The sequence below is a fragment of the Ruegeria sp. HKCCD7296 genome, from assembly GCF_013110775.1.
GTDB lineage: Bacteria > Pseudomonadota > Alphaproteobacteria > Rhodobacterales > Rhodobacteraceae > Ruegeria.
Map to the genome: position 1 here is coordinate 1 of NZ_WVRF01000028.1, position 23,721 is coordinate 23,721.

Genomic DNA, 23,721 nt, shown 5'->3' on the forward strand with positions numbered 1-23,721 from the left:
CTCCTTGCTTTTCAGCAAGATAGGGGATTTGTCGCAACCGAGTTTAGAATGTGCCAAAACGGAGTTCAAAGAACGTATAAAACGGTCGATAGAAGAATGGTTCCGCATCGTGCTTTTGGCCTTGGGCATGAATGACACGCCGTTGAGCCTAGGAAACCAGTCTGAGTCAGTCGTTAACGCAGCTGCGGAATTCCGTCCAAGTTTTCGGTTTTTTTGTCAGAATTTATTGAAAGGTTAAGGAAATCAAACAGTTTCGCGTCCAGCAGATGCGAAGGGCGTGCATTTGTTAAGGCGCGGAACATAACTTGACGCCGACCCGGGCTGTTCTTTTCCCATTGATCGAGAATCTGTTTCACCTGCTGGCGTTGCAACCCGTCCTGACTGCCGCAAAGATCGCAGGGTATGATCGGGTATTGCATTGCATTGGCAAATTTCTCGCAATCGGCTTCGGCAACATGGGCCAGCGGTCGGAAGACAAAAAGATCGCCCTCTTCATTCACCAGCTTCGGCGGCATGGTGGCCAGACGACCGCCGTGGAAGAGATTCATGAAAAATGTCTCAAGAATGTCGTCGCGGTGATGGCCCAGAACAACCGCCGAGCACCCCTCTTCACGCGCGATGCGATACAGGTTGCCACGGCGCAGGCGTGAACACAGGGCGCAGTAGGTTCGGCCCTGCGGAACCTTGTCCATCACAACGGAATAGGTGTCCTGGTACTCGATCCGGTGCGGTACATCCATGCGTTCGAGAAATTCGGGCAGGACTGTCGCGGGAAATCCGGGCTGACCTTGATCCAGATTGCAGGCCAGCAGATCCACAGGCAGCAGGCCACGCCATTTCAATTCGTAGAGAACGGCCAGCAGCGTATAACTGTCCTTGCCGCCTGACAGACAGACCAGCCAGCGTGGCGGTTTGCCGTCCTTGTCGTGGGCAGACGGGTCTACCATCCCGTATTGCTCGATCGCTTCGCGGGTTTGCCGTACGATACGCTTGCGCAGCTTCTTGAACTCGGTGGTCGAGGGCGCGCCAGCAAACAGCGGGTGGATATCGTCTGCATCATCAAACATGCGCTGCCCCTACAGCAGTTGGCCCAACCGGGCAAGATGGTGACAGGATGCCGGGTCTAGCCCTTATCGGTCGAGGTATCGGAGTCAGGGACCGGATCGTAGCCGTCGCCACCCCACGGATGACAGCGCCCGATCCGACGCGCGGCCAACCATGCGCCCTTTATCGCACCGTGCTTTTCCAATGCCTCCAGCGCATAAGCTGAACACGTTGGCTGATATCGACAGTTAAAGCCAACCCACGGGCTGAAAATCAACCGATAGGCCCGAACGGGCAGGGCGAGGATATGGGCCAGAAATGTCATTTGCCCTGTGCGTGAACCTTGCGCAGCGCATAGCGTAAGTCACTCAACAGTGCGTCGTAGGAGCGGTTGGCCGTGACTTCGGCCCGGCCGATCAGAACGTAATCCCACCCATCGCGACCAGATTCGGGCAGTATGGCCCGCGCGGCTTCGCGTAAGCGACGTTTGGCGCGGTTGCGGGCCACGGCGTTGCCGACCTTCTTCGAGCAGGTAAAACCTACGCGAATCCCGGATGCCTCTTCTGGAGTGCGTCTGCGCGCCTGGACCATCATCGACGACGTTCCTTGCCTGCGCGAGCGTGCGGCTTTCAGAAAGTCGGACCGTTTTTTAAGAACGACAAGAGGTTCAGGTGCACAAACGGACGCCGCCGGGGGCGTATTCCCGGGCTGGTGCATACCATCCTCAGGGGCCTCCGGCGGCGTCATGTTCATAACCTGATCGGTGAGCGGTTTACGCGCTCAGCGACTTGCGGCCGCGTGCGCGGCGTGCGTTCAGGATCTTGCGGCCGGCCTTGGTGGCCATGCGCGCGCGGAAACCGTGGCGGCGTTTGCGAACCAGGTTCGAAGGCTGATAGGTGCGTTTCATCGCTCCGTCTCCAATCTATAGCGGTGGGGTGCGGCGCGGATTCGCCTGGCCCTAGTGTTCGAAGCCCGTCCTCTACTGCTAAGCGGGGGGTAAGTCAAACCCCAACAGTGGGGTTTTCACGCCTTTTGCAACAATTCTGTACCCGCAGAGCTGAAAAGGTTTCAAAACACCCAATTATCGATGAAATCTCTCACATTCAGCGCCACAAAGATCAAGGCCCCGTGATCCCTCTGTTGCTTGACAGATTGGAAGCGCATCTTGGGCACAGAATGAAACAGAAAGAACCGGAAAACCTGATGTCTGAAACAAGCCAGGCACCGCGCAGCGGGTTTGCGCGCCATATTCCGTTGCTGGTGATCCTTGGTGTTGCCGTTGCGGGCTTTTTCACGCTGGGGGATTACCTGAGCTTTGAAACCTTGCGGGACAACCGCGAGGCGCTTTTGGCTTGGCGGGATGGTCATTATTGGGTCATGGCCGCAGCGTTTGTGGCCATTTATATCGTCATTGTAGCGTTCTCGCTGCCGGGGGCGGCGGTCGCGTCGATGACAGGCGGGTTCTTGTTTGGATTGTTTGCGGGCACGGTTCTCAATGTTGTGGCTGCAACCATCGGAGCTTCGGCTATTTTCCTGGCGGCACGCTGGGGATTGGGTGAGTCGCTGACCGCCCGTTTGGAATCGTCGGAAGGGACGGTCAAGAAGCTGAAGGATGGTCTGCGCGAGAATGAGATTTCGGTCCTGTTCCTGTTGCGGCTGGTCCCGGTTGTTCCGTTCTTTGTTGCAAATCTGGTGCCTGCTCTGGTCGGCGTGAAGTTTCGCAACTTCCTGATCACCACTGCCCTGGGCATTATTCCCGGGGGGATTGTCTACACGTGGATTGGTGTCGGGCTTGGTGGTGTATTCGATCGCGGCGGAACACCGGATGTGTCTCTGTTGTGGGAGCCGTTCGTGATCGGACCGATTATCGGCTTGTGCGTTCTGGCCGCTTTGCCCATCGTCATCAAAGCCTTGCGCGCAAATAAGGACAGCTGAGCCATGACCGAACTGAAAACAGACCTCCTGGTCATTGGGGCCGGGTCCGGCGGCCTGTCAGTTGCAGCTGGGGCCAGCCAGATGGGTGCAGATGTCGTTTTGCTGGAAGGCCACAAGATGGGCGGCGATTGCCTGAATTTCGGCTGCGTCCCGTCCAAGGCGCTGATCGCAAGCGGGAAGGCCGCTTATGGTCAGGCGCATTCCGCGGCGTTTGGGGTAGCGGATGTGACTCCTCAGATCGACTATGGGGCGGCCAAGGACCATGTGAATAACGTCATCGCCCAGATCGAACCGATGGACAGCCAAGAGCGCTTTGAAGGACTTGGCGTCAAGGTGATCCGAGAATACGGTGCCTTTATCTCTTCCAACCAAGTGCAGGCAGGAGATCACTTCATCACTGCGCGCCGGATCGTGATTGCAACAGGGTCATCGCCCCTGGTGCCGCCGATTCCCGGGCTGGATGCGGTTCCTTACTTTACGAATGAAACTATTTTCGACCTGCGCGAGCGGCCGGATCATTTGCTTATCATTGGCGGTGGCCCGATCGGTATGGAAATGGCGCAGGCCCATCGACGCCTCGGCAGTAAGGTCACGGTCATAGAGGGTCAAAGGGCGCTGGGCAAAGACGACCCCGAAGCCGCGGCGGTGGTGCTGGAAGCGCTACGTAGCGAAGGTATCGATGTCCGCGAAAGCGCCATGGTGGCACAGATCCGAGGCAGCGAAGGCGCGGTAGAAGTGGTGACCGAAAACGGTGAGATTCTCACGGGATCTCATCTTTTGATCGCGGCCGGGCGCAAGGCAAACATTGACCGGTTGAATCTGCAAGCGGCGGGTATTGACCGCACCCGGACCGGCATTAAGACAGATGAAGCCCTCAGGACGACAAATCGCCGGATCTATGCCATTGGTGATGTTGCAGGTGGGATGCAGTTCACTCATGTGGCGGGCTACCATGCGGGTATCATAATTCGCTCGGCGTTGTTTGGTCTGCCGTCCAAAGCCAAGACCGCGCATATCCCCTGGGCGACCTACACAGATCCTGAACTGGCGCAAGTTGGTCTGACCGAAGCTCAAGCGCACGACCAGCATGGCGACAGGCTCGAAATTGCCCGCTTTGACTATCATCACAACGACCGGGCCATTTCCGAGCGTAGGACAAACGGCTTCATCAAGGTCATGGTTGTCAAAGGCCGTCCTGTTGGGGCCACAATCGTGGGTCATCAGGCAGGCGAGTTGATCAACTTGTGGTCGCTTGCATTGGCCAATAACCTGAAGATGGGGCAGATTGCTGCAATGGTTTCGCCCTATCCGACGATCGGAGAGCTTAACAAACGCGTGGCGGGTGCTTATTTCACGCCAAGGCTGTTTGAGAATCAGACAGTTAAACGTGTGGTCAGGTTCGTCCAGCGTTGGATTCCCTGACCTGAGGAGGGGCGCATTTTGAACTCGCTGTCGGGCCGATTTCTGATCCTGACGACGGTCTTCGTTATGTTGGCCGAAATCCTGATTTTTGTCCCGTCTATCGCTCGGTTCCGTGAGGATTTCCTGCTGAACCGTCTGGAGCGCGCCCAGATTGCTTCGCTGGCGTTGCTGGCAGACGATATGCTGGCTGATGACCTCGAGGCCGAACTGTTGGCGAATGCGGGTGTTTATAACGTGGTTTTGCGTCGGGACGAAGTTCGGCAGCTTATGTTGTCTTCACCGATTCCGGATTCAATTGCCAAGACATACGATCTGCGCGATGCGGGGCCCTGGGTTCTGATCCGGGACGCCATGAGCCGGATTGTCACGCCCGAAAATGAAATCATTCGAGTTATTGGCGAGCCGGTCAAAGGTGCGGGCTTGCTGATTGAAGTCACCACAGACAGCGCGCCATTGCGAATGGCGATGGTGGACTACGGCCTGCGTATTCTTGGCTTGTCTTTTGTCATTTCGATTATCACCGCTTCGCTGCTTTTCCTAGCTGTACGGGTTGTGCTTGTACGGCCAATCAAAAGCGTAGTGGGGTATATGCAGCGCTATGCCAGCGCGCCCGAAGACGCGCGGGGGATCATCTCGCCGAATTCGAAAGTGACAGAGCTGCGCGAAGCTGAAGAGGCGCTGCAAATGCTGCAGACTGACCTCACACAGGCGCTGCGACAGCGCGAGAGGTTGGCGCAGCTGGGTGGTGCCGTCGCCAAAGTAAGTCACGATTTGCGCAATATTTTGACATCGGCACAGCTGTTCACGGACAGGATCGAATCCAGCGATGATCCACTGGTTCGTCGGATGGCCCCTAAATTGGTGAATTCCATCACCCGTGCCGTATCTTTGTGTGAAAGCACGCTGGCCTTTGGGCGCGCGGAAGAACCGGCCCCGACGCTGACGATGGTTCCAGTGCGGTCGCTGGCCGCGGATGTGGCAGCCAGTGAACAACTTGCCGTCGCCGATGCCTGCGTCGAAATTGTGAATGAAGTTCCCGAAGATCTGATTGTCCGCGCAGACCCCGAGCAGCTTTTTCGGGTTATCATGAACCTCGTGCGCAACGCGCGTCAGGCCCTGGTTGCGGCGGGCAAGCCTGGGCGCGTTACAATTGCCGGCTGCGAATATGGAGACACCTGGTGCATTGAAATCAGCGATACAGGCCCGGGTCTTCCACCAAAAGCGCGCGAAAACCTGTTTACACCATTCCAGGGCGGAGTTCGAAAGGGCGGTTCGGGTTTGGGGCTGGCGATTTCGCAGGAACTTGTGCGCGGACATGGTGGAGACCTGAGTTTGAAACAGACTGGACCCGAAGGAACCGTGTTCGAAATAAGCCTTCCGCGCGGCGACATGACTTTTTGAAATATTTTTGAAGAATCGACTTGCACGTCCTGGGCGGCAGGTCTAAACACCGCCTCACCAACGCGGACCGATAGCTCAGCTGGATAGAGTACTTGACTACGAATCAAGGGGTCGGGGGTTCGAATCCTCCTCGGTCCGCCACTGGTTTACACTTGAAAATAAAGACTTAGATGGTGTGGCCCACTTGATGATTTCGCGGGCTTTTTACTCAAGGCAACTTTGAGGCAACCGTTCTGGGTAAAAAAGGATGTTTTCACCCCAATCCATACGGTCCACCCTCCTGTAAATCGCCGAATACTGCCCATGCCTCGTGGCATGCGTTTGCGAGTGCTATGTCATCTTCGGGAATGCTGTCCTTGAAATTAGGGTATTCCATTCGGTCGCCCAAGTTCATCAGCACCGTCATCAGGTGGTTGCGTGGAATGAACGCTCGGTAGCGATAGTCGCCGCCCGGTGTTTCGATCACCTCGCCGTCCATACCGTAATTGCGCAGAAGTTCGGCGTCCTGAGCGCGGCGGAACCGCAGACAGACGCGAGACCCCTTGTGCGGTCCGCTGATGTTGCCGCGCTCATCCTTGGCGACGGCAGAGAAAAAGCCCGAACCCTCGGGCGTCGAGAATGCTACCCACATATGCAGGTCCTCCTAATTTTTTGGAAAAGGGCACATTCTTTATCAAATACAATAAGGGGTCGTCAACTCGAGGGGGCTTACGTGCGCGGGCGCATAGCCTGTAGGCACAAACCCAAACCTCTACACCTGCCAGTAGCTACGTGATGGTTGGAGACTATTCGTCGTCATCCAGTTTTGCCTCAATCACCTTCTGTTGAGCCAATCTCTCTGGAAGGCGGTCGCTGATGTCTTTGAGCCGCTGTGTTGGATTGACGCTCATGCCTACAGTTCCGCTGTGGGTGTGCGTGATGCTAACGCCATCAGCGCGTCCGAATGCTCGGTCCTGAGCTAGGGCCAGCAAGGCAATTTGTTCTTTGCCCGAAAGTTTTCCTGATACAAATTCACCATTCTCATCTCGGCGATTGAAGAGTTCGTCCATCGACAACAGATCGTTCATGCGTTTCACAGCGATCTCGCCGTTCGACTGGATCAACTTTCTTGTCTCGGGGTCCAGCTTGGGTCGCCCGCCGGGATTGCCAGAATGGCCGGGCTTGAAGAGTGGTGTTGGCACAGTGAACTCCTCTGTTCTCAGAAAGCGAATGAACCAAGCAATAACTATCTATTTTATATACTATAATTCGGTTTGAGTTGCGAATACTTGTGCATTTTGCTGCGGTGCTGGGCGATAGTCATGTCCGAACTACTGTCACAGCGGAATTTTGGTCAGCGTCTGCTATCGTGCCGAGCGATCATTAAATGCAAAAAGTTCGACTGTCTGCTGCCGAAAGACCGCTTCGCGGCGCTTAGCCGTCATCCGACAAAAACGGTCGGATGACTGCCTCGAGCCCAAAACGGGCGTGCTCGCACTGTGTCTATCTCACCAAGTGTATGAATGCTTTCGCTCTAAGTTCTGGCCCCGCCAAAAGGTACGGTCTTAAGTCCGGTGACTGCTCCACGTCGCGAGCGGTTGCGGTGCCATGCGTCGTAAAGTGTCGTGTCGAGAGGAAAATATGTTTAGAAAGAAGGCCTTTTCGTGCGAGCATTGTCATCAAATGATCGCTTGAAATCAGGCTAGGATTAAAATGAACGGCGCTCAATCACTCGTAAAAACCCTTTTGAACAATGGTGTGAATACGGTCTTTGCAAATCCCGGCACCTCGGAAATGCACTTTGTCGCTGCCTTGGATGAACACTCGGAGATGAATTGCATTCTTTGCCTGTTTGAAGGCGGCACGACGGGTGCTGCAGACGGGTATTTTCGCATGAAGCGAAACGTTGCGGGCACGCTCCTGCACCTTGCACCAGGCTTTGGCAACGCCTTTGCCAATCTGCACAATGCCCGAAAAGCGGGGTCCGGGATCGTGAATGTTGTGGGCGATCACGCAACGCATCACCTGCATTATGAAAGTCCTTTGAAGGGAGACATCCTAGGTATCAGCCAGGCGGTCAGTCATTGGACGCGTGTGTCGTCCAATGCCACTGACGTAGCCACGGACGGAGCGGCTGCGGTTCAGGCGGCCCGCGCGCGCAACGGTCAGATTGCAACGCTGGTCCTGCCTGCCGACACAGCTTGGAACGAAGCCAACGCAGCGGCAAACCGATTGGACAACCGAGAAAGCCTCCATCGACCGTCAACAACCGATATAGAGGCCGCGGCGGCCCGGCTTGTAACGCCGAACGCCGCGCTGATGATTGGCGGATCAGCTCTGTTTGGACCCCAGCGTGAACTGGCTGGCAAGATCGCTGCCGCGACGGGGTGCCGTTTGTTGGCTGATACTCTGATACCGCGCATTTCCAAAGGCGCAGGAACAGCAAGGCTAGACCAACTGGTCTATCCGATATCGCCCAAGATCGCTCAGCTTGAAGCAACCTCTTCGATCACTCTGCTTGGCACAGATAGGCCAGTCGCCTTTTTTGCCTATCCCGGGAAACCGAGCGTGCCCGAACCTCCGCATTGCCCCATTACGGACTTGTGCAAGCCCACAGATGATATCGAGTGGTCGCTGCAAGCGCTCGCCGACGCGGTCGGGGTCACAAGCAAAACGGCGACAGAAACCCATCCGCTCGACCTGCCAGACATTCCCATCGGACAGTTGACCCTCGAAAAAGTTGGTTTGGCGTTGGCCGCGCTGATCCCGGAAAACGCGATCATCTGCAATGAATCCGTGACGTCCGGGTTTCATGTCATACCACCGACAGCTACCGCCCACCCGCATGACCTACTCGCAGGCACCGGCGGCGCGATTGGGTTGTGTTTGCCTTGTGCGACGGGTGCGGCTATCGCCTGCCCCGACCGAAAAGTCATCGCCCTAACCGGCGACGGGTCCGCCATGTATACTCTTCAATCATTGTGGACCATGGCCCGCGAAAATCTGGACGTGACAATCGTTGTGTTTGCGAACCGCGGTTATCAAATCCTGCGCGATGAACTCACAAACGTCGGCGTGGCGAGCTATGGTCAGAATGCTCAGGCTATGTTTGACGTGGTGAACCCGACGTTGGACTGGGTTTCGCTGGCGAAAGGCCATGGTGTTCCGGGGACACGCGCAGATGACATGGACAGCTTCGCAAAGGCGCTTTCCGCCGGTCTCTCCAGCGAAGGGCCATCGCTGATTGAAGTTGTGTGCCCACCGCCCGCATGAGTATTCTGACACGGAACCTGAAAAGCAGATGAGACTAGGGGTGCAAATTGAGGATCAATTTTATTTGATAATGTGAAATGACTTTGCGATGGACCAAACGGCGGCCAAATTACCGCTTTGTACACAAAGCAGCCATTCACACACCGCACAGCGAACGACTGGAACGAGCCCTAAGCGGGCTTTGCCAAGATGCCTGAATGCTACGTGCGCAATCGGCAGTTGGCAGCCAATAGCCGCCTTCTGGCACGTCATCTGGTTCAGCAAAAGCGGACTTTTGTATTTCTGCGTTTGAATGGCAGAAGAGCGGGCGCCATTGCGGTTGTGCTCTGTCGTTAATGGTGATGACCAGACCTACTGCACTATTATACCCTTAGTGAAACTCTTTCGATGCCCTCCAGAATGTGCATTCGAACATCTTGGTGTGGCACGTAGCTTCTCAGATAGCGGTCTAGGTTTCCAGATAGGTCAGGATTCAGTTCTAATGCGCGCTCCAATTCGGATGCAGCAGCAGACAGTAAACCCAACTGCCCGAGGGCAGCAGCGCGCTCAACCGCACCCCAAAAGAACTCATTCATTCCGAACGCGATAGCTTCTGCCAGTGCGGATTCGTAATCCTCGGCGCTATAGGCCGAAAGAAACTTAGTGTGGTGCAACCAGCCTGGCACGTTGGTTCCGCACACCGCAGAGCGTTCTTCGTAAAGTTCTCCCGGGGTTTCCGAAACGACGTCACACATCCACATTCCGAAATGCATTGACTTATCATCGTCCAGCGCGAGCATGGACTGGCCACATTTGCGAACTTCCTCCAACTGTCCAAGTTCAAGGGAGATCATGGCTCTCGAAAGGAGCACTTTGGCACAGGTCTTATCGATGGCATAAGCCAAATCAGCACGACGAACTGCCTCTTCCAGTTGATCGGCCCCACGCTGGTAACCATGCTTGTAGCCGTCAAGAGTCAAATCCGCCGAAGCCGCCAACAACTCTGCGTTTTCGGGGTCATGTTCCAGAGCCAAACTAATTTTCGACATCGCAAAGCGATAGGCAGATTTGCTCGCGACCCCCTGATACCAATCTGCAAGGAAAAGTGCCTCTTTCGTGCTACAAAAACTCAGTTGGTTGAACCGAAACTCTGGGCGATTACTGCCGGGACTCAGCAAAATGAGTATCTTTGGTTTGACCTGGGCATTGTAGAGAGAGAGAGTGTTTCTCAGCCTTTTGCAAGCAACGCGGACACTTGAATCACTCTTACTTCTAAACTCGCTCCCTTTGCCGAACACGTTCAATGCAATGTCTTTGGATGACGGGGTCATGTCTTGGCCACCAAGTTCAGTATCCACGAGGAATCTCAGAACTCTTACAAGTTGTGGCGAATCCCGGAAGTGCTGAGAGCGGCACACAGCGTCCAGCTGTATCAGGACCTCCCTCCTGCCTGGCCTAATGCCATTGTATGGATCAGCAGTTCTGTTCCTACTCATTCCATGCCCCAAAACGCGAAAAAAGGGTGTTAGTCACACCTAGCCAAACCATGAGTGAAAAGGCAACCTTTGTAAAATCCACAGCTAATCAACAAGAAGCTCCGTTTCATGACCACACGAACACGTAATTTCAAAGTCCTTGTGGGTCTCGGCCTTTCAGCTACTCTGCTGGCCGGATGTAATGCTACCCAGCCGGTGGCGGTCCAGGCAGCCGACGTTTCGGCTCAACGATATGCTCCATACTCCTGCAATCAGCTCAGCGCTGAATACCGCAGAGCGCAGAGCATTGCACAGCAAATGGAAACCGAACTCAAGCGGCGCGCCGATCAGGATGAAGCGCTCACCAATATTTGGGCTGTTACCGGGGTTCAATTGGGCGGATTCAAATACGGCGATGGTCCGATGACTCAGGAATACGCAGAACTCAAGGGGACGATGGCTGCGCTAGAAACCACGATGATTTCCAAGGATTGCACGAACCTACCATTCTAACACGACGCAGCCTGCCCAAAGAAATACGGCAATCACCGGGGAGGAAAACAGATGATCCGGCTTTGTAAATCCATCCTGGCCACCTTTGCCGCACTGGCGATTATGGCAGCCGACCAAACCTCACATGCGGCGCCCGAGGCCAGTCCAACTTCGGCTCAATCAGCCGACACCGTTTTCACCAACGGCAAAATATATACTGTGAACGCCTCTCAGCCTTGGGCTGAAGCGGTTGCGATTTCCGGTGACAAGTTTGTTGTCGTCGGTTCTAACGATGATGCAATGGCCGTCGCAGGTGAAAGCGTCAAGGTTATCGATCTGGACGGAGCCTTCGTTATGCCCGGAACCGTTGATCTGCACTCGCATCCATTTATCACGCCTTGGTATGGCGACATGAATTTGTCACTGTCCCAGCCCGACAATGTCGTCGCAATCCTTGCCGAAGTAAAAGCCTATGCCGACGCAAATCCCGACAAGGAGTGGATATTGGCAGGACAATGGCATTTGGGGCTTTTCGAGAATGACGCACCCCGCAAAGAACTCCTTGATGAAATCATCCCGGATCGTCCGGTTGCACTTTTGGATCAGACTGGGCACACATTCTGGGTTAACTCAAAGGCCTTGGAGTTGGCGGGCATCGACAAGGACACTCCGTCAGACAGTGCTGTGGTCATAGTCAAAGACCCCGATTCTGGGGAACCCACCGGCACTTTGCGCGAGTTGGGGATGCAACTGATCGAGCTGGTGATTCCACAAGCGAGCGCCGAAGAATATGCTGAACCGATCTACGACATATTCGACATGTTCTTGTCTTACGGCATCACTTCACAGCAAACCGCAGAAGGACACCGCGCTCCACTTGAGGCATTAAAGTTGCTTGAACGAGAAGGCTATCTGCACCAGCGTGTCTTTGTTAGCTGGGATTGGCGCACCACTCTGAATCTTGCATATACTCTGGAAGACATCGAAAGCCAGATACAGAACCGAGCGAACTACCAAACCGAACTGGTTTATCCCGACTATGTCAAAATCTTTTCCGATGGCAGCCCCGGCGCGCGCACCTCGCTACTGATTGAACCTTACGAGGACGGTTCGGGTTTTCTTGGCGACACGCTTTTGAGCTACGAGCAGTATCGGGATGATTTCATCAAGTTCGACAAGATGGGTGTCGGCCTGCATATCCATTCCATTGGTGAAGGTTCAATCCGGCGTGTCATCGACGCGTTGGAAGCGATGAAGGAAGCCAATGGCGAAACCGGAACCAAACATAAGGTCGCGCATAACTGGATGATAACAAAGGACGACATCACCCGCCTTGCGGCACTACAGAACGTGGAAATGGATTTCTCGCCGCACATTCCCTATCCCCATCCTGGAGTCGAAGGTTCTTACCCGCAACAGATTGGCGACGACCGTTACAACAGCATGTTCAAAGTCCGCTCAGCCATTGATGCAGGTATAGTTGTTGGTCACGGTTCGGACTGGTTGACTGCTCAACCTACACCCAACCCGTTTCCCGCCATCGAAGGGTTTGTCACTCGGATCAACCCTGACATGCCCGAGATGGGGGCGCTTAACCCTGACGAAGCGATCACCCTTGAACAGGCGATTGCGGTAACAACGATCAATGGCGCCAAAATTCTTGGCGCGGATGACAAGATCGGTAGTATAGAACCGGGAAAGTTTGCTGATATGATCGTGCTTGATCAAAACCTCTTTGAAATTCCAGTAACGGACGTTGGTGACACGCTGGTGACGCACACGGTTCTAGGTGGCGAGATTGTTTATGCTCGGGCAATCCACGGGAACGAGGACGTCGACCACGGACGAGAACCAATGTCTCACTTCCTTGGACACAATCACGACTAGACTGTACTGTCGGAGGAAAGTCCGAGGTCGGCTTAGTCCGCAATGCAGTCATTGAGCGTAGGTGAGCGAACGTCTGCCTCGAGCCCAAAGCTGCCTATCAATAAACGCTTCTACGGATGTTTGCGCCTACTTGAACAGCATGAACCGACATTGAAATTTCTCTCACGGCCCCGCCTCGATCGCCTGGATCAGTGCCGACGTAAACTCCTCAGTCGTTGCGGTTCCGCCAAGGTCGTACGTTGGCTTGCGTTGAAGGGTTTGCGCTACCGCAGTTTCAATTGCCTCAGCCGCGCGTAGCTCATCGAGGTGACGTAGCAGCATGGTCAGCGACAATATCAATGACGTCGGATTAGCTATTCCCTTATCCGCGATGTCGGGTGCGGAGCCGTGCTGAGCCTGCGCTATGGCGAAGCGAGGGCCAAGGTTCAGAGATCCCGCGACGCCGAGGCCACCGGACAGCTCTGATGCAAGGTCTGAAAGGATATCGCCAAACATATTTGTTGTTACGATCACACCAAATGCCGCCGGATCGCGGACCAAATGCGCGGCCGCAGCGTCAACGAGCAACTCGTCATAGTCGATATTGGGATGCTCGGCAGCCACGGCGCGGCAGCATTCAAGAAACAGTCCGTCCGAGACACGCATCACATTTGCTTTGTGCACGGCTGTTACCCGGGAAAAGCCGTCCTGTTTGGCATGGCGAAATGCGGCTTCTGCAATGCGCATGGAAGCATGTCGGGTGATCTTTCGGAACGCGAGTGCGGTGTCGGGGTCAGGCATAAACTCTCCCGGTCCCTGATGCATGTTGCGGTCGGCGTAAAAGCCTTCGAGGTTTTCGCGCATGACGGTCAGGTGAAACGGTTTAGAGGCTGCCCTGGGAACGCCTTCCCATGTCCGTGCTGGGCGAACATTGGCGTAGAGTTCGAGATCCTTGCGCAAGGTGCCGGAGGGATTAAGACCTCCCTCTGCAGCCGGAGGATAAGCGTTGTGGGACACGGGGCCGAGGACTACGCCGTCAGCCTCCTTGGCAGCGGTGCGGACCGGTTCCGGGATTGTGCTTCCGGTCGCCTCAAGCGCAGCGAAACCGATGTCAGCCTCAGTCACAATTATCGGCCGGTTGCAGATGGGCGTCACGGCGGCAAGAACACGTTGCGTGGCCGACGATATTTCAGGGCCAATCCCATCCCCGGCGAGAAAAAGGAGTTGAAGCGGAGATACTGTGCTCGGTTCAGTCATGAGGATTGCTCCCACGGAGGTTGTTGGCTCTTCGTTAGGTTGGCTCAGTTGATGCGATCCAAGATGGCAATTGGTATCTCATTGAGCAAGGACCGGTTAGTCCGCAAAGTAGACGTTCACGCAAGTTGCAGCGAAAGACCGCACCGAGCCCAAAGCAGACGGTCGAAATTTTTGTGAGTTAGAACCAAAGCCCGAGGCGATTGAAGCCTATCAAACGAGAAGCCGTAGTCTTTTTGGGTCAGTTGCGGAATAGCTAGGGCAACAACATTCCGCGGATCATAAAAAAGAACATGGATGCAAGAGTAGCTGCTAAAGGGACCGTGATAACCCAAGCCGCTGCAATTCGGAGCAATAAGGTGCGCTTGACCAATTCGATCCGATGCACCCTGCCGAGAGCTTTCCGTTCTTTCTTAGCCAAGACACGGTCGGAGGAAGCCTGTGCCTTCATATCGCGTAATATCTCGCCCTTAGTCGTAACGTCAGCAGCTTCAAATCTCTCGAGGAATGCTTCAACCGCTTCTGGGTCATGGTCGGCGTGGTGCTCTCTAATTTCGTCCAACATGCGGGCGTAGCTGGACTTGATGTATTCGCGAAGGAATCCGACGCCGAATACACCCCCCACGGCGATATGGGTGGAACTGACTGGCAAGCCTAGCTGTGAGGCGACAATAACCGTAATCGCCGCCGCCATCGCGATGCAATATGCGCGCATTTTATCAAGTTCGGTGATCTCGCTTCCTACGGTTCGGATCAATTTGGGTCCATAAAGCGCGAGACCGAGAGAAATGCCTATGGCTCCAACCGCCATTACCCATATCGGAATAGAGGCTTTCGTGGCCACGGCACCGGCGGCGATCGCTTCGTTGATACCCGCCAGTGGGCCCACTGCATTAGCGACGTCATTGGCACCATGAGCAAAACTCAGGAGCGCTGCTGCAAAGATAAGCGGAACGGTGAAGAGATCGTTCACGCTTGATTTTTTATTTTCCAGACGCTTTGTCGTGTTTGCGACATACGGACGAATGAGAAAATAAACGACGATTGCAAGCAACAGGCCAATCACCAGCGCTGTAGGGAAGTCGACCTTCACCAACTTCTTTACACCTTTGAGCATCAGGTACGTGCCAAAGGCCCATGCCATTACAGCGACAAGTAATGGCACCATTTGGTTGGCCGCAGTCAATACGTCCGATTTATAGGTGATCGTGCGTTTGATGATGTAAAGGAAAGTTGCCGCAATAACTCCTCCAAGTACGGGAGAAATAATCCAGCTCGCCGCGATCATCCCAACCTGGTACCAGTCCGCTATGCTCCAACCGGCCGCAGCTATTCCAGCCCCAAGTACGCCACCGACGATTGAATGCGTTGTGGAAACCGGGGCACCGACGGCTGTGGCGAAGTTCAGCCACACCGCTGCCGCGAGTAGAGCTGCCGTCATCAGCCAGATGAAAGTGTCTCGGTCCGCCACCAAGTCCGGGTCGATAATGCCTTTTTTTATTGTGCCGACAACATCGCCCCCCGCAATCATGGCGCCGCCTGCTTCAAAGAAAGCCGCAATCAGGATAGCGCCGGTCAAAGTAATTGCTTGGGACCCGACGGCGGGGCCAACATTGTTCGCCACGTCGTTCGCGCCAATGTTCATCGCCATGTACCCACCGATCATTGCGGCGACGATCAAGAGCACTCCGTCTGTTCCGCCTTCCGATCTGGCCATTGCTACCAGCATGATGCCGACGATGAAGAGCAGAGCCGTACCAAACCGGAACAGTTCTTCGCGGTTTAGGCGAACTGCTTTTTCTACGCGTTCAGTTCTCAGCATGCACGGTCCAACGGTCTCAAGTAGCAATACAGTTCAAACAATTTGGGCAAGTAGAATTTCTACGCCATGATTTGAATCAATGAGATATGTACGTTGCGGTAATAATAACACCGAGGTCAGAAAGCGCCCGGGTTTGGGATGTAATATCGGCTAAGAACCGTGGCGCTATACGAATATTGGTCGAGGTTAGTGTGCGGTCTTCCTGCAGGTCGATAACCGCACCATTCGGTGTTTTTGTGATCCAGAATTTGGACTGATTGAATGATCAAGTACTACCTACCGGTCGCAATTGGCGCGCTACTAATTGCCTTCTGGGTAAGTCCTGACGCGCAGATTGTTGCAGCTGGTATCGCTATTTTTTTGTTTGGCATGCTGATGCTTGAAGACGGCTTCAAGCTACTTGGAGGCGGTACATTAGAACGAATGCTTCAGCGAGCGACACAGTCCGTTTCGCGATCGCTCTTATTCGGTTTTGTCTCTACTGCGTTGTTGCAGTCCAGCTCACTGGTTTCGGTTATCACGATCTCATTTTTGAGTGCTGACCTTATTTCTCTGATAGGTGGTGTGGGGATAATCTTTGGTGCCAATATCGGAACGACGACGGGTGCGTGGTTGGTCGCCGGGCTAGGATTGAAGGTAAATATCGCAACTTACGCCATGCCAATTATCGGCCTTAGCATAATCCTTGTATTTCAGAAGCCGAAGGTGCTCCGTGGCATTGGTTACGCCCTTGGTGGACTGGGATTTCTGTTCTTGGGCATTCATTACATGAAAGAGGGTTTCGACGCGTTCAAGGACCAGGTCGACCTAATGCGATTCGCACTGCCGGGATTTTGGGGACTGGTGGTCTATTGTTTATTGGGGACTGCCGCGACCTTGATTATGCAGTCGAGCCACGCGACGATGGTGCTTACTCTCACCGCGCTTGCTGCTTCACAAATTAGCTATGAAAACGCACTGGCTCTGGCGATCGGGGCTAATATTGGAACCACGATTACGGCGATTATTGGCTCGATCAGCGCCAATTTTCAGGGCAAGCGATTGGCATTGGCGCACCTGATCTTCAATACAATCACTGCGGCGGTAGCTTTGGTTTTCATAGTCCCACTGCGTGAGATGGTTGACCTGATCAGTGGTGCCGTGGGCATCGGCGCGGAAGATTATGCTCTGAAGTTGGCGGTGTTCCATACCATCTTTAACGTGCTCGGCGTCTTGCTCATGTTACCATTGATGCGAGAGCTGATCTCCTTTCTTGAACGCAGTATCGTCGAACCAACCCCGGATTTCAGTCAACCGCGTTACCTGAACGATGCGGCCGATGATTTCCCACAAACTCTTGAGATCGCACTTCGAAAGGAAGTTATGCATCTCTACGAAAACGCGATGACGTTGATCTTGCATGGCTTGAACCTGCATCGGAAGGATGTTTTTGGCGCGAACAGCGTTGCAGAGGTTGTTCGAAACAGTCGAACACCTTCCGACATGGATATCGAGGAAAGTTACCGACGCAAGATCAAGACGCTCTATTCCGCCATTGTCGAATTCTCGACGCGCGTTGGGGAAAAACGTGTCGAACCAGACGTGGCAGAACGAGTTTACGCACTGAGAGATGTGGCAGGCGACATCGTTCAAGCGGTTAAGTCAGTTAAACACCTGCGCAAGAACATCTTGCGCCACACTGTACGGTTTTCCGGGAGTGCAACCGAACTTTATGATGACCTCCGTACTGAAATTGCCAGAATACTCGTCGAGATTCAAAAGCTTGAAGACGCAGAACCGGAGGAGCGTAGTGCACTCTGGCTTGATCAGGAACGTGCACAAGTAGAAGAAGACGCACAGACCGCTGCGCGCCGTGTAGAACAGCTCATTCGAAAAAACCAACTCACTCCCGATGCTGCAACTTCATTTCTCAACGATTCGGACTACGCCTATAGCGCGATGCGTAAGCTGATCGAAGCAGCGAGAACCTTTTATATCGAACGAGACAACGCTATGGCCGAAGTTGAACGTTTGTTGGCTTTGGAAGAAGAAGAACTCGGTGAGTATGGGACTGAGAACGACGCGCTGTCTAAGGAAGACGAATCCGAAAAACGTCACAGTCAAGTCGTAGAAAGCAAATAGTATGCTGAGATTGTGCAACGGTCTGCGGGGGGCATTCAGATGGCACTGAAAAAACTTGCCGAAAAAATGGCTGAGTACAACTCGCGCCTTGAGGCAGGCAAAGCGGAGAAAATTAAATCCAGCCATGTTCAAAAGGTACTAAAGAAGCTTCGCAAGAAAGCAACTGATCTTGAAGCCGAAATTCATTTGGAGAAAAATCCTGACAGAAAAGCCAGACTAGTTCGAAAACTCGGAACAGCGCACGAAAGTATAAAACGGGCGGAGTGGCTATTGAGCGAGATTGACTAGAACTCTGCTCCTGTCTTTGAAAATTGGCGGAGTCGTGAGGAGGGCCTTCGTAGCCATTTTGAGCCTGATGCCAACACCCTTGAGCGCCTAGTTTAAGCATTCTTAGCCGTCAATTCTGTTTGAGCACCGAACGGTGGGTTTGTCCGCAAAGCGGTCACTCGCCTTCTGTCTCACAAACGAAGTCTGCTGTTACGCTGACGCGGCTAGTATCAAGCAGAGCCCAATAACCGCTTTCGACTAAGATTCCGTTTGGAAGCATCACGAAAGTTATCACGCTAGCGCCGCGCTCGCCGAAGCTCTCTGACCTGTGGCACGCAGACAAACCGTTTCGTTGGTCATTGCACTTGAGCAACCATGTGCGCTTGATGTCGTGGTCATCCCAGGTAAATATACCCTGATCACCGGTAATGCTGTAAGTGTGATTTGGGCTGTCAGGGTGAGTGCAGGACATCTCCAAAGACACTGCCGCCGTACTAACAAGCGTCAGAGTGGTTGCAGTTAGAATGATCCGTTGCAAGGTTGACATGCGTCCATTGTGCATCGCTGCTGTTGCGCCTTGCAAGCTCTTCAAAACCGATGAGCCGTCGGAGGCATCGGCCTTGCTTTGAATGTCTGCTCCGTCCGCAGAGCGGTTATTGCGACGGAACGCAGCAAACGACCGCTCTGAGCCCAAAGTGGCCTTAAGAAATACGTCGACTTTGAGGGCACGTGACTGAGAAGAAAAAGACCGGCGCAAACGCGCCGGCCAGTCCAACAGGGAGGTTGCAGAGTTGACCTCTGCATCGTGAAGTCACCACAGAGATTTGGCATCAGTTGGGCCTCATTTTGGATTATTGTGCGGATGTGGCTTCTTTGCCGACACGTCAATCTACTGAACTTCAGATGAATGGCAGCTCTTGGAGACGCGAGAGCGATCAGCCTGCCGCTGTCTGAGGTTGTTTATTCGAAAAAAAAATCGAAAAAACTTTTCGGAAGGGGTGACGGGCTGTGGGGGTGTCCAGCTCCACTGGCCCCGTGTTTTTGTCGGGGTGGGGGGGTATTTTCGGGATTATGCCTGGCATGACAAAACCCAGCCCAGTCGCCTGCCTCGCGACCGTCGTGACGCCGTCCATGCGAGCCTTGGATGTGGTTTGCTTGCATTCATGGCGGTTCTTGCCACCGTCCGTCAATCTATTCGGAGGCGCACCGAACGCCCCAAACGCACCGCGCCACCACCCACTAGAATTATCCAGAAAAACTGTAAGACGGTTTTCCTGAGATTTTCCATAGACTGTTATGTCGATGCATTTGGGGCGTTTGGTGCGCTTTTTAGACGTCCTGAGGTTCGAGACCCGCATAAACGGGCGGATTTGGGTGCATTAGTCCTCTCCCCGTACCAATTTGTGGAGCTCCGCATGACGGTCCATTGGCATCGACGGCGCATCTCCCCGCTCACGCTTTACGCGGAACACGGGCTTCTCTTGCCGGTTTGTCCGCTTGCCGAGGTTCATTCGGGTGGTCTGGATGCGGAACGTGCCCTTCTCGCCGTCATAGGTGCAGTCCGCGTTTCGCTTGAGGAGGAACGCGAGGTTTCGTGCGTCCAGCGCCGTCTCATAGCCACCCGGTAGCAGCACGTGTGACGCGCCGCCTTCCGTGATGCCGGTAACGATTTCGGCAGCGGTGAACCATGAGCCCTCGATCGGCTGCACCCGATCGTTGGTGCGCAGCGCGGCAATGGCGATGGCCAGTTCATACACGCCCCGCATTTGGACGCCTTTCGCGTCCTCCTCGGCGGCATCGATCCACGGCTGGAAGAACTCTTTGATTGGCATGTTTAGCGCCGCGAGGATTGGATGCGCGACTTTGCACGACCAAGCCGGAAAGCCGCCGATGGGGTTCTCGGCTTTGACCTCGGCTTGGAGGATCGTCTGGTACGCCCCGAGAATGCGGTCCCGATTATCGATTGTCCAGTTCAGGAGGTTTGGGTGGCGGTACGTGCGCAGAGCGAGGTTCTCGTCCTCGGGTGCAACGAGGCGGCATTCCAGTGTCCGGCGCGCCATGTCGCCGTCCACCACGATGTTATTACCGGTGGCCACAGGGACGATGCCTGCCGGGCCTCTGAACGTCTTGCTGGCCCCAAGCACCCGGCCCTCGAACTCGATGTCGGTGACGAGTTTCGTCAGGGTCACGTCGCCGCGCCCGATAAACGACCCTGACTTGAGGTTGTCCAGCAGCAGTGCGGCATTCCCTTCCATCACTGCGGCGGTGATGCGTTTCTCGCGTTCGTCCTCGCTGTCGGGGTAACCCATTGATCCGGGTATTGAGCCCGTGGTGGCGGCGATGAGCGCCAGACATAGCAGCGACTTGCCGGTGCCTGCCGCCGGGGCGGTGAACAGTCCCAGCGGGGGTCCGGCCTCCGACGACAGGGTCGTGCGCGACATCATCAACGAAACCGGCAGCATGAGCGCCGCCGCCAGATCACGGTCGCCTGCGAACGGGAAGTCGACTAGCCACTCGTCGCGTAGGAAGTTCACGGCATCCTCGGGGGTGCCAAAGGGCTTGGCGTCAAAGTCGTTTGTCTGGAGCCACAGGCGCGTCTCCTCGTGATAGCCGGTGCCTGTAAGCAGTTTGCCATTGTGCCAGACGGGGAATGTCGCGAGCCCTTTCAGTGGCGGCAGCGTGTTCGCCCACCCGTTTATCATGCGGGGAGCCAGACCGGGCGGCAAGGCCGTGTCTTTGAGGCCGTTTCGCGTTTTGACGAACAGCGCGCAAGCATCCAGTGTCTTGTTGTGCGCCGTCGGCGGCGTCATGGGCACAGCGCGCATGATGGTTGCGGGTTCGGTCAGGGGGTCGCCATCTGCGTCACGCATGACCTCGCCGCGTTCGTCGCGCTGTTTCACGCTGTGGGTGGCGGACTTCCCGTGCTCGACCACGGACACGATGCCGCCGAAGTTTACCGCCAGGCGGCGCTGGGCGACTTCGGCCCCGATCTCTCGCACCAATTCGTTGCTCTCGTTCGGCCCTCGAACAAAGATGATGGCGCGGCCTTGTTCCTCGGCGTTTTCCACGGAAATCTCGCCGTGAATACCGGCAACGCGATCCATGACGCGACTACCGTACTCGGTTTTGCATTTCTCCCGCTCGGCGACGACCAGCATGTCGTCGAGCAGTTCGTACCCTTTGTTTGGGTCCACCACGATCAGGCTGGCGACGGTTTCGATAGAGTCAGTCAGCAGTTTATTCATTGCCGTTATCCTTGGCTTTTGGCGCGATCAGCGAACTCAGGTTGGCCGCGCACTCGGCGCGGATGTTTGCGGCCTCGCTGGCAGAGCCGAGGACGTAAGTCCTGGTAATGCCGTGCGCATGCGAAACGAGACGGCGATTGTGGGCATAGATTTTTCCGGTGGTGGCTCCGCCCCGATAGTCAGGCTCCAAGGGGTCGCAGGTGGTCTTGCCCTCAAAGGCGGACGGTCTTCGCAGCACGTCGCCCACGGTGACGAGTTTGCCTTCGGACAGGTGCAGCACATGATCTACTCGCAAGACCGGTCGATCAGTGTCCAACATTCGAATGAGTTGGGCGCGGCGTCCATTGCGCGTGGCCGCTTTGACGTGCAGCGCAATGTCGTAAAGGCTGGCGCTTTTGCCCAGCGCTATGCGCGCCTCCTCCTCAAGCCGCTTGTCCGCCCAAACCTCACGCTGGGCCACTGCCGCCTCAAGTGTCTGGCGACGCGCGTTTGCGATGAGCGCCTGATACCTGCTCTCCTCGGTATGGGTCAGGTTGGGGAACACGCGTCGCGTGTCTGCAATGGCAAGCCCCTCGTTGATCAGAAAGGCGTCGGGTCGGCGCTGCTCCAGACCCTCGCCACAAACGGCCCCGGCGGCGTAGTCCAGCCGTGACGCCTGATACATGCACGGGTCGAGGGTGGTGCGGATCAGTTGCGCACCGCTGCCCGAGATGAGGATGTATCCGAACCCGTGCAGCCACATGCGCTTGAGCATTACCTCCGCAGCACGAGGTATGTCCGTCCCGTCCTCGACGCCCATGTAAAGGCGTTGCCCTTTAAGCCCGACCACCACGTCGTCGGTCATTTCGTCATAGATGAACGAGGAGGACGAGCAGCCCCACAGGACGTCATACTCGGCGTATTTCGGCACGACTGTCACGACCTGCTGCCACAACTCGTCACGGGTCAGGGCAGCGTGACCCGGTCGGGGGTCATAGTCGGCGGCGAAAATGGCCGGGCCTTCGGGCCATGTGAAATGATCCTCGCTGCGGGCGATGGTTCCGTCGGACAGATTATCCTTCGTGACCAGCGGTACTCCGTCCTCGGGGACCTCGACCTTTGGGATGCCGTAGGCCAGGACGTCGCGCCCAGCGCTCAATTCCGTGTTCAGGACCGTGGCGAAGTCCGCCAAGTCGGTCGCCACTTCCACGAATGCGCGGGCGGATACGATCCAGCCGACGGTGTCCTTGACCAGTTTGTCGTTCTCGTCCCAGTAATAGTGTTTGCCGCCCGTCTCCGGGTTTTTCAGTTCGATACGCGTGTAGCGAAGCCGCAAGGTGTTTTTATAGGCCATCGGGCGTCACCGGCATGGGCTGCTCGCGGTGATAGCGAACGGACCCACCAATCTTCACGAATGGAATTTTCGGATTTTCTCTCAGCCGGTCCTTGCGCAAGAAGGACAAGCTTAGTTGAAGCTCCGCCGCCTTCTGATGCTCGGTCAGCAGCACCGCATCAGCGGGTGGGGTCACGGGATATCTGGACATTTCAGCACCACTAATTCGTTTAAGGTGCTACCCAATATTCCCATTTTTTCACGCGTGGCTACAGTCTTGCTTTCCAAGTGGGTCACTTGGAAAATTACGGTCTGAACCGGCTCCACTCTCTAATGGCCTTCTTCGCGGCATCCGGTGCAAGCCCGTCGAGGCGCGCATTCATATATCGTTCGGCAACCGCGATTGTATCTTTGGTCACACCGTTTCGCAGGAACGCTTTGATGAAGGTTTCGCGTCGTGGGTCGTCGGGGGCTAACTTCCACATGTCCGCCATCACACCCGCATTTTCCACGAACAACGTTTCCAAATCGGGCAGGTCGCGGCGCTTCGGCCCGTTTACCGGTTGCGTCTCCAATCGGTGGTCACAGGCGAGGCAGATCAGGTACCACCGGCTTTCAGCAGCGACGCTGTCAATGGTGCGCCGTTCCAACCCGTGCATCCTCTTCTTGAATGCCTCTTCAGAGCGTTCGGCTGCGCGCCCGACTTTTATCCCAAACTCAACAAGCTCTTCAGGTTTCATGACAACAGACCGGTTTCGATACGTTCGGCAAATTCCGGCAGTTGCGGGCGCAGGGCCTTCGCGTAGGCTTCGGTAATGTCACCCGTGCTATGAC

Annotated in this window: 21 protein-coding genes and 1 tRNA gene; 9 read left to right on the top strand and 13 right to left on the bottom strand. The window is 55.3% G+C overall.

Annotated features, from left to right (window positions below):
* Nucleotides 1-173 precede the first annotated feature (173 nt).
* From ttcA to rpmH, 4 genes are read right to left on the bottom strand one after another with little or no spacing between them, the layout of a single operon-like run.
* Nucleotides 174-1,067: a tRNA 2-thiocytidine(32) synthetase TtcA gene (ttcA, locus tag GS632_RS21535; protein ID WP_171235903.1), complete on the bottom strand. Its 894-nt coding sequence runs from the start codon at nt 1,065-1,067 to the stop codon at nt 174-176.
* A 56-nt stretch (nt 1,068-1,123) separates the two neighbouring features.
* Nucleotides 1,124-1,369, bottom strand: coding sequence for a membrane protein insertion efficiency factor YidD (gene yidD / locus GS632_RS21540; protein ID WP_171238454.1), 246 nt, complete (start codon nt 1,367-1,369; stop codon nt 1,124-1,126).
* Nucleotides 1,366-1,791, bottom strand: coding sequence for a ribonuclease P protein component (gene rnpA, locus GS632_RS21545; RefSeq protein WP_171238453.1), 426 nt, complete (start codon nt 1,789-1,791; stop codon nt 1,366-1,368). The genes yidD and rnpA overlap by 4 nt, the downstream gene beginning before the upstream one ends.
* A gap of 25 nt (nt 1,792-1,816) precedes the next feature.
* Nucleotides 1,817-1,951, bottom strand: coding sequence for a 50S ribosomal protein L34 (gene rpmH / locus GS632_RS21550; protein WP_005980833.1), 135 nt, complete (start codon nt 1,949-1,951; stop codon nt 1,817-1,819).
* Nucleotides 1,952-2,220: 269 nt separating this feature from the next.
* On the opposite strand from rpmH, the gene GS632_RS21555 reads away from it, so the two are divergent.
* From GS632_RS21555 to GS632_RS21570, 4 genes are all read left to right on the top strand, one after another.
* Nucleotides 2,221-2,979, top strand: coding sequence for a TVP38/TMEM64 family protein (locus tag GS632_RS21555; RefSeq protein ID WP_371809086.1), 759 nt, complete (start codon nt 2,221-2,223; stop codon nt 2,977-2,979).
* A gap of 3 nt (nt 2,980-2,982) precedes the next feature.
* On the top strand, nt 2,983-4,401 hold the full coding sequence (locus GS632_RS21560) for an NAD(P)/FAD-dependent oxidoreductase (protein WP_171722498.1): 1,419 nt from the start codon (nt 2,983-2,985) through the stop codon (nt 4,399-4,401).
* 15 nt (nt 4,402-4,416) lie between these two features.
* Nucleotides 4,417-5,802, top strand: coding sequence for an ATP-binding protein (locus tag GS632_RS21565; protein ID WP_171238474.1), 1,386 nt, complete (start codon nt 4,417-4,419; stop codon nt 5,800-5,802).
* A 64-nt stretch (nt 5,803-5,866) separates the two neighbouring features.
* A tRNA-Arg gene (locus GS632_RS21570) sits at nt 5,867-5,943 on the top strand.
* 112 nt (nt 5,944-6,055) lie between these two features.
* On the opposite strand, the gene GS632_RS21575 is transcribed toward GS632_RS21570, so the two are convergent.
* Both GS632_RS21575 and GS632_RS21580 read right to left on the bottom strand, forming a co-directional pair.
* A complete protein-coding gene (locus tag GS632_RS21575) occupies nt 6,056-6,433 on the bottom strand; it encodes a hypothetical protein (protein WP_171722497.1) in 378 nt (125 codons plus the stop codon).
* Nucleotides 6,434-6,587: 154 nt separating this feature from the next.
* Nucleotides 6,588-6,983 (bottom strand): hypothetical protein, encoded by a 396-nt coding sequence (locus tag GS632_RS21580; protein ID WP_170603024.1) that lies wholly within the window; start codon nt 6,981-6,983, stop codon nt 6,588-6,590.
* 511 nt (nt 6,984-7,494) lie between these two features.
* On the opposite strand from GS632_RS21580, the gene GS632_RS21585 reads away from it, so the two are divergent.
* Nucleotides 7,495-9,054 carry an acetolactate synthase large subunit gene (locus GS632_RS21585; RefSeq protein ID WP_170485060.1) on the top strand — a complete coding sequence of 520 codons (1,560 nt, stop codon included), beginning with the start codon at nt 7,495-7,497 and terminating at the stop codon, nt 9,052-9,054.
* Nucleotides 9,055-9,416: 362 nt separating this feature from the next.
* Here GS632_RS21585 and GS632_RS21590 read toward each other — a convergent pair whose 3' ends face one another.
* Nucleotides 9,417-10,391, bottom strand: coding sequence for a hypothetical protein (locus GS632_RS21590; protein ID WP_171722461.1), 975 nt, complete (start codon nt 10,389-10,391; stop codon nt 9,417-9,419).
* 246 nt (nt 10,392-10,637) lie between these two features.
* Here GS632_RS21590 and GS632_RS21595 point away from each other — a divergent pair, with 246 nt between their 5' ends.
* Together GS632_RS21595 and GS632_RS21600 are read left to right on the top strand one after the other, a co-directional pair.
* Nucleotides 10,638-11,021, top strand: coding sequence for a hypothetical protein (locus tag GS632_RS21595; protein ID WP_171722462.1), 384 nt, complete (start codon nt 10,638-10,640; stop codon nt 11,019-11,021).
* Between the two features lie 51 nt (nt 11,022-11,072).
* Nucleotides 11,073-12,887, top strand: a complete 1,815-nt coding sequence (locus tag GS632_RS21600) for an amidohydrolase (RefSeq protein WP_171722463.1) — start codon at nt 11,073-11,075, stop codon at nt 12,885-12,887.
* A 162-nt stretch (nt 12,888-13,049) separates the two neighbouring features.
* On the opposite strand, the gene GS632_RS21605 is transcribed toward GS632_RS21600, so the two are convergent.
* Together GS632_RS21605 and GS632_RS21610 are read right to left on the bottom strand one after the other, a co-directional pair.
* The gene (locus GS632_RS21605) at nt 13,050-14,123 is read right to left on the bottom strand and encodes an isocitrate/isopropylmalate dehydrogenase family protein (RefSeq protein ID WP_170466879.1); all 1,074 of its coding nucleotides are present in this window, start codon (nt 14,121-14,123) and stop codon (nt 13,050-13,052) included.
* A 253-nt stretch (nt 14,124-14,376) separates the two neighbouring features.
* The gene (locus GS632_RS21610; RefSeq protein ID WP_170474662.1) at nt 14,377-15,942 is read right to left on the bottom strand and encodes an inorganic phosphate transporter; all 1,566 of its coding nucleotides are present in this window, start codon (nt 15,940-15,942) and stop codon (nt 14,377-14,379) included.
* A gap of 261 nt (nt 15,943-16,203) precedes the next feature.
* Between GS632_RS21610 and GS632_RS21615 the strand changes: the two genes are divergently transcribed.
* Both GS632_RS21615 and GS632_RS21620 read left to right on the top strand, forming a co-directional pair.
* Nucleotides 16,204-18,063: a Na/Pi cotransporter family protein gene (locus GS632_RS21615; protein WP_170474665.1), complete on the top strand. Its 1,860-nt coding sequence runs from the start codon at nt 16,204-16,206 to the stop codon at nt 18,061-18,063.
* 39 nt (nt 18,064-18,102) lie between these two features.
* Nucleotides 18,103-18,351, top strand: a complete 249-nt coding sequence (locus tag GS632_RS21620; protein ID WP_171722464.1) for a hypothetical protein — start codon at nt 18,103-18,105, stop codon at nt 18,349-18,351.
* A gap of 1,358 nt (nt 18,352-19,709) precedes the next feature.
* Here GS632_RS21620 and GS632_RS21625 read toward each other — a convergent pair.
* The 4 genes from GS632_RS21625 to GS632_RS21640 form a co-directional block, all read right to left on the bottom strand.
* Entirely contained in the window at nt 19,710-21,575 is a 1,866-nt protein-coding gene (locus GS632_RS21625; protein ID WP_171722465.1) for a hypothetical protein, read from the bottom strand.
* Nucleotides 21,568-22,908, bottom strand: coding sequence for a hypothetical protein (locus tag GS632_RS21630; protein ID WP_171722466.1), 1,341 nt, complete (start codon nt 22,906-22,908; stop codon nt 21,568-21,570). Before GS632_RS21630 ends, GS632_RS21625 begins: the two co-directional genes overlap by 8 nt.
* On the bottom strand, nt 22,898-23,098 hold the full coding sequence (locus GS632_RS21635) for a hypothetical protein (protein WP_171722467.1): 201 nt from the start codon (nt 23,096-23,098) through the stop codon (nt 22,898-22,900). The genes GS632_RS21630 and GS632_RS21635 overlap by 11 nt, the downstream gene beginning before the upstream one ends.
* A gap of 94 nt (nt 23,099-23,192) precedes the next feature.
* Nucleotides 23,193-23,627 carry a hypothetical protein gene (locus GS632_RS21640; protein WP_171722468.1) on the bottom strand — a complete coding sequence of 145 codons (435 nt, stop codon included), beginning with the start codon at nt 23,625-23,627 and terminating at the stop codon, nt 23,193-23,195.
* Nucleotides 23,628-23,721: the final 94 nt, after the last annotated feature.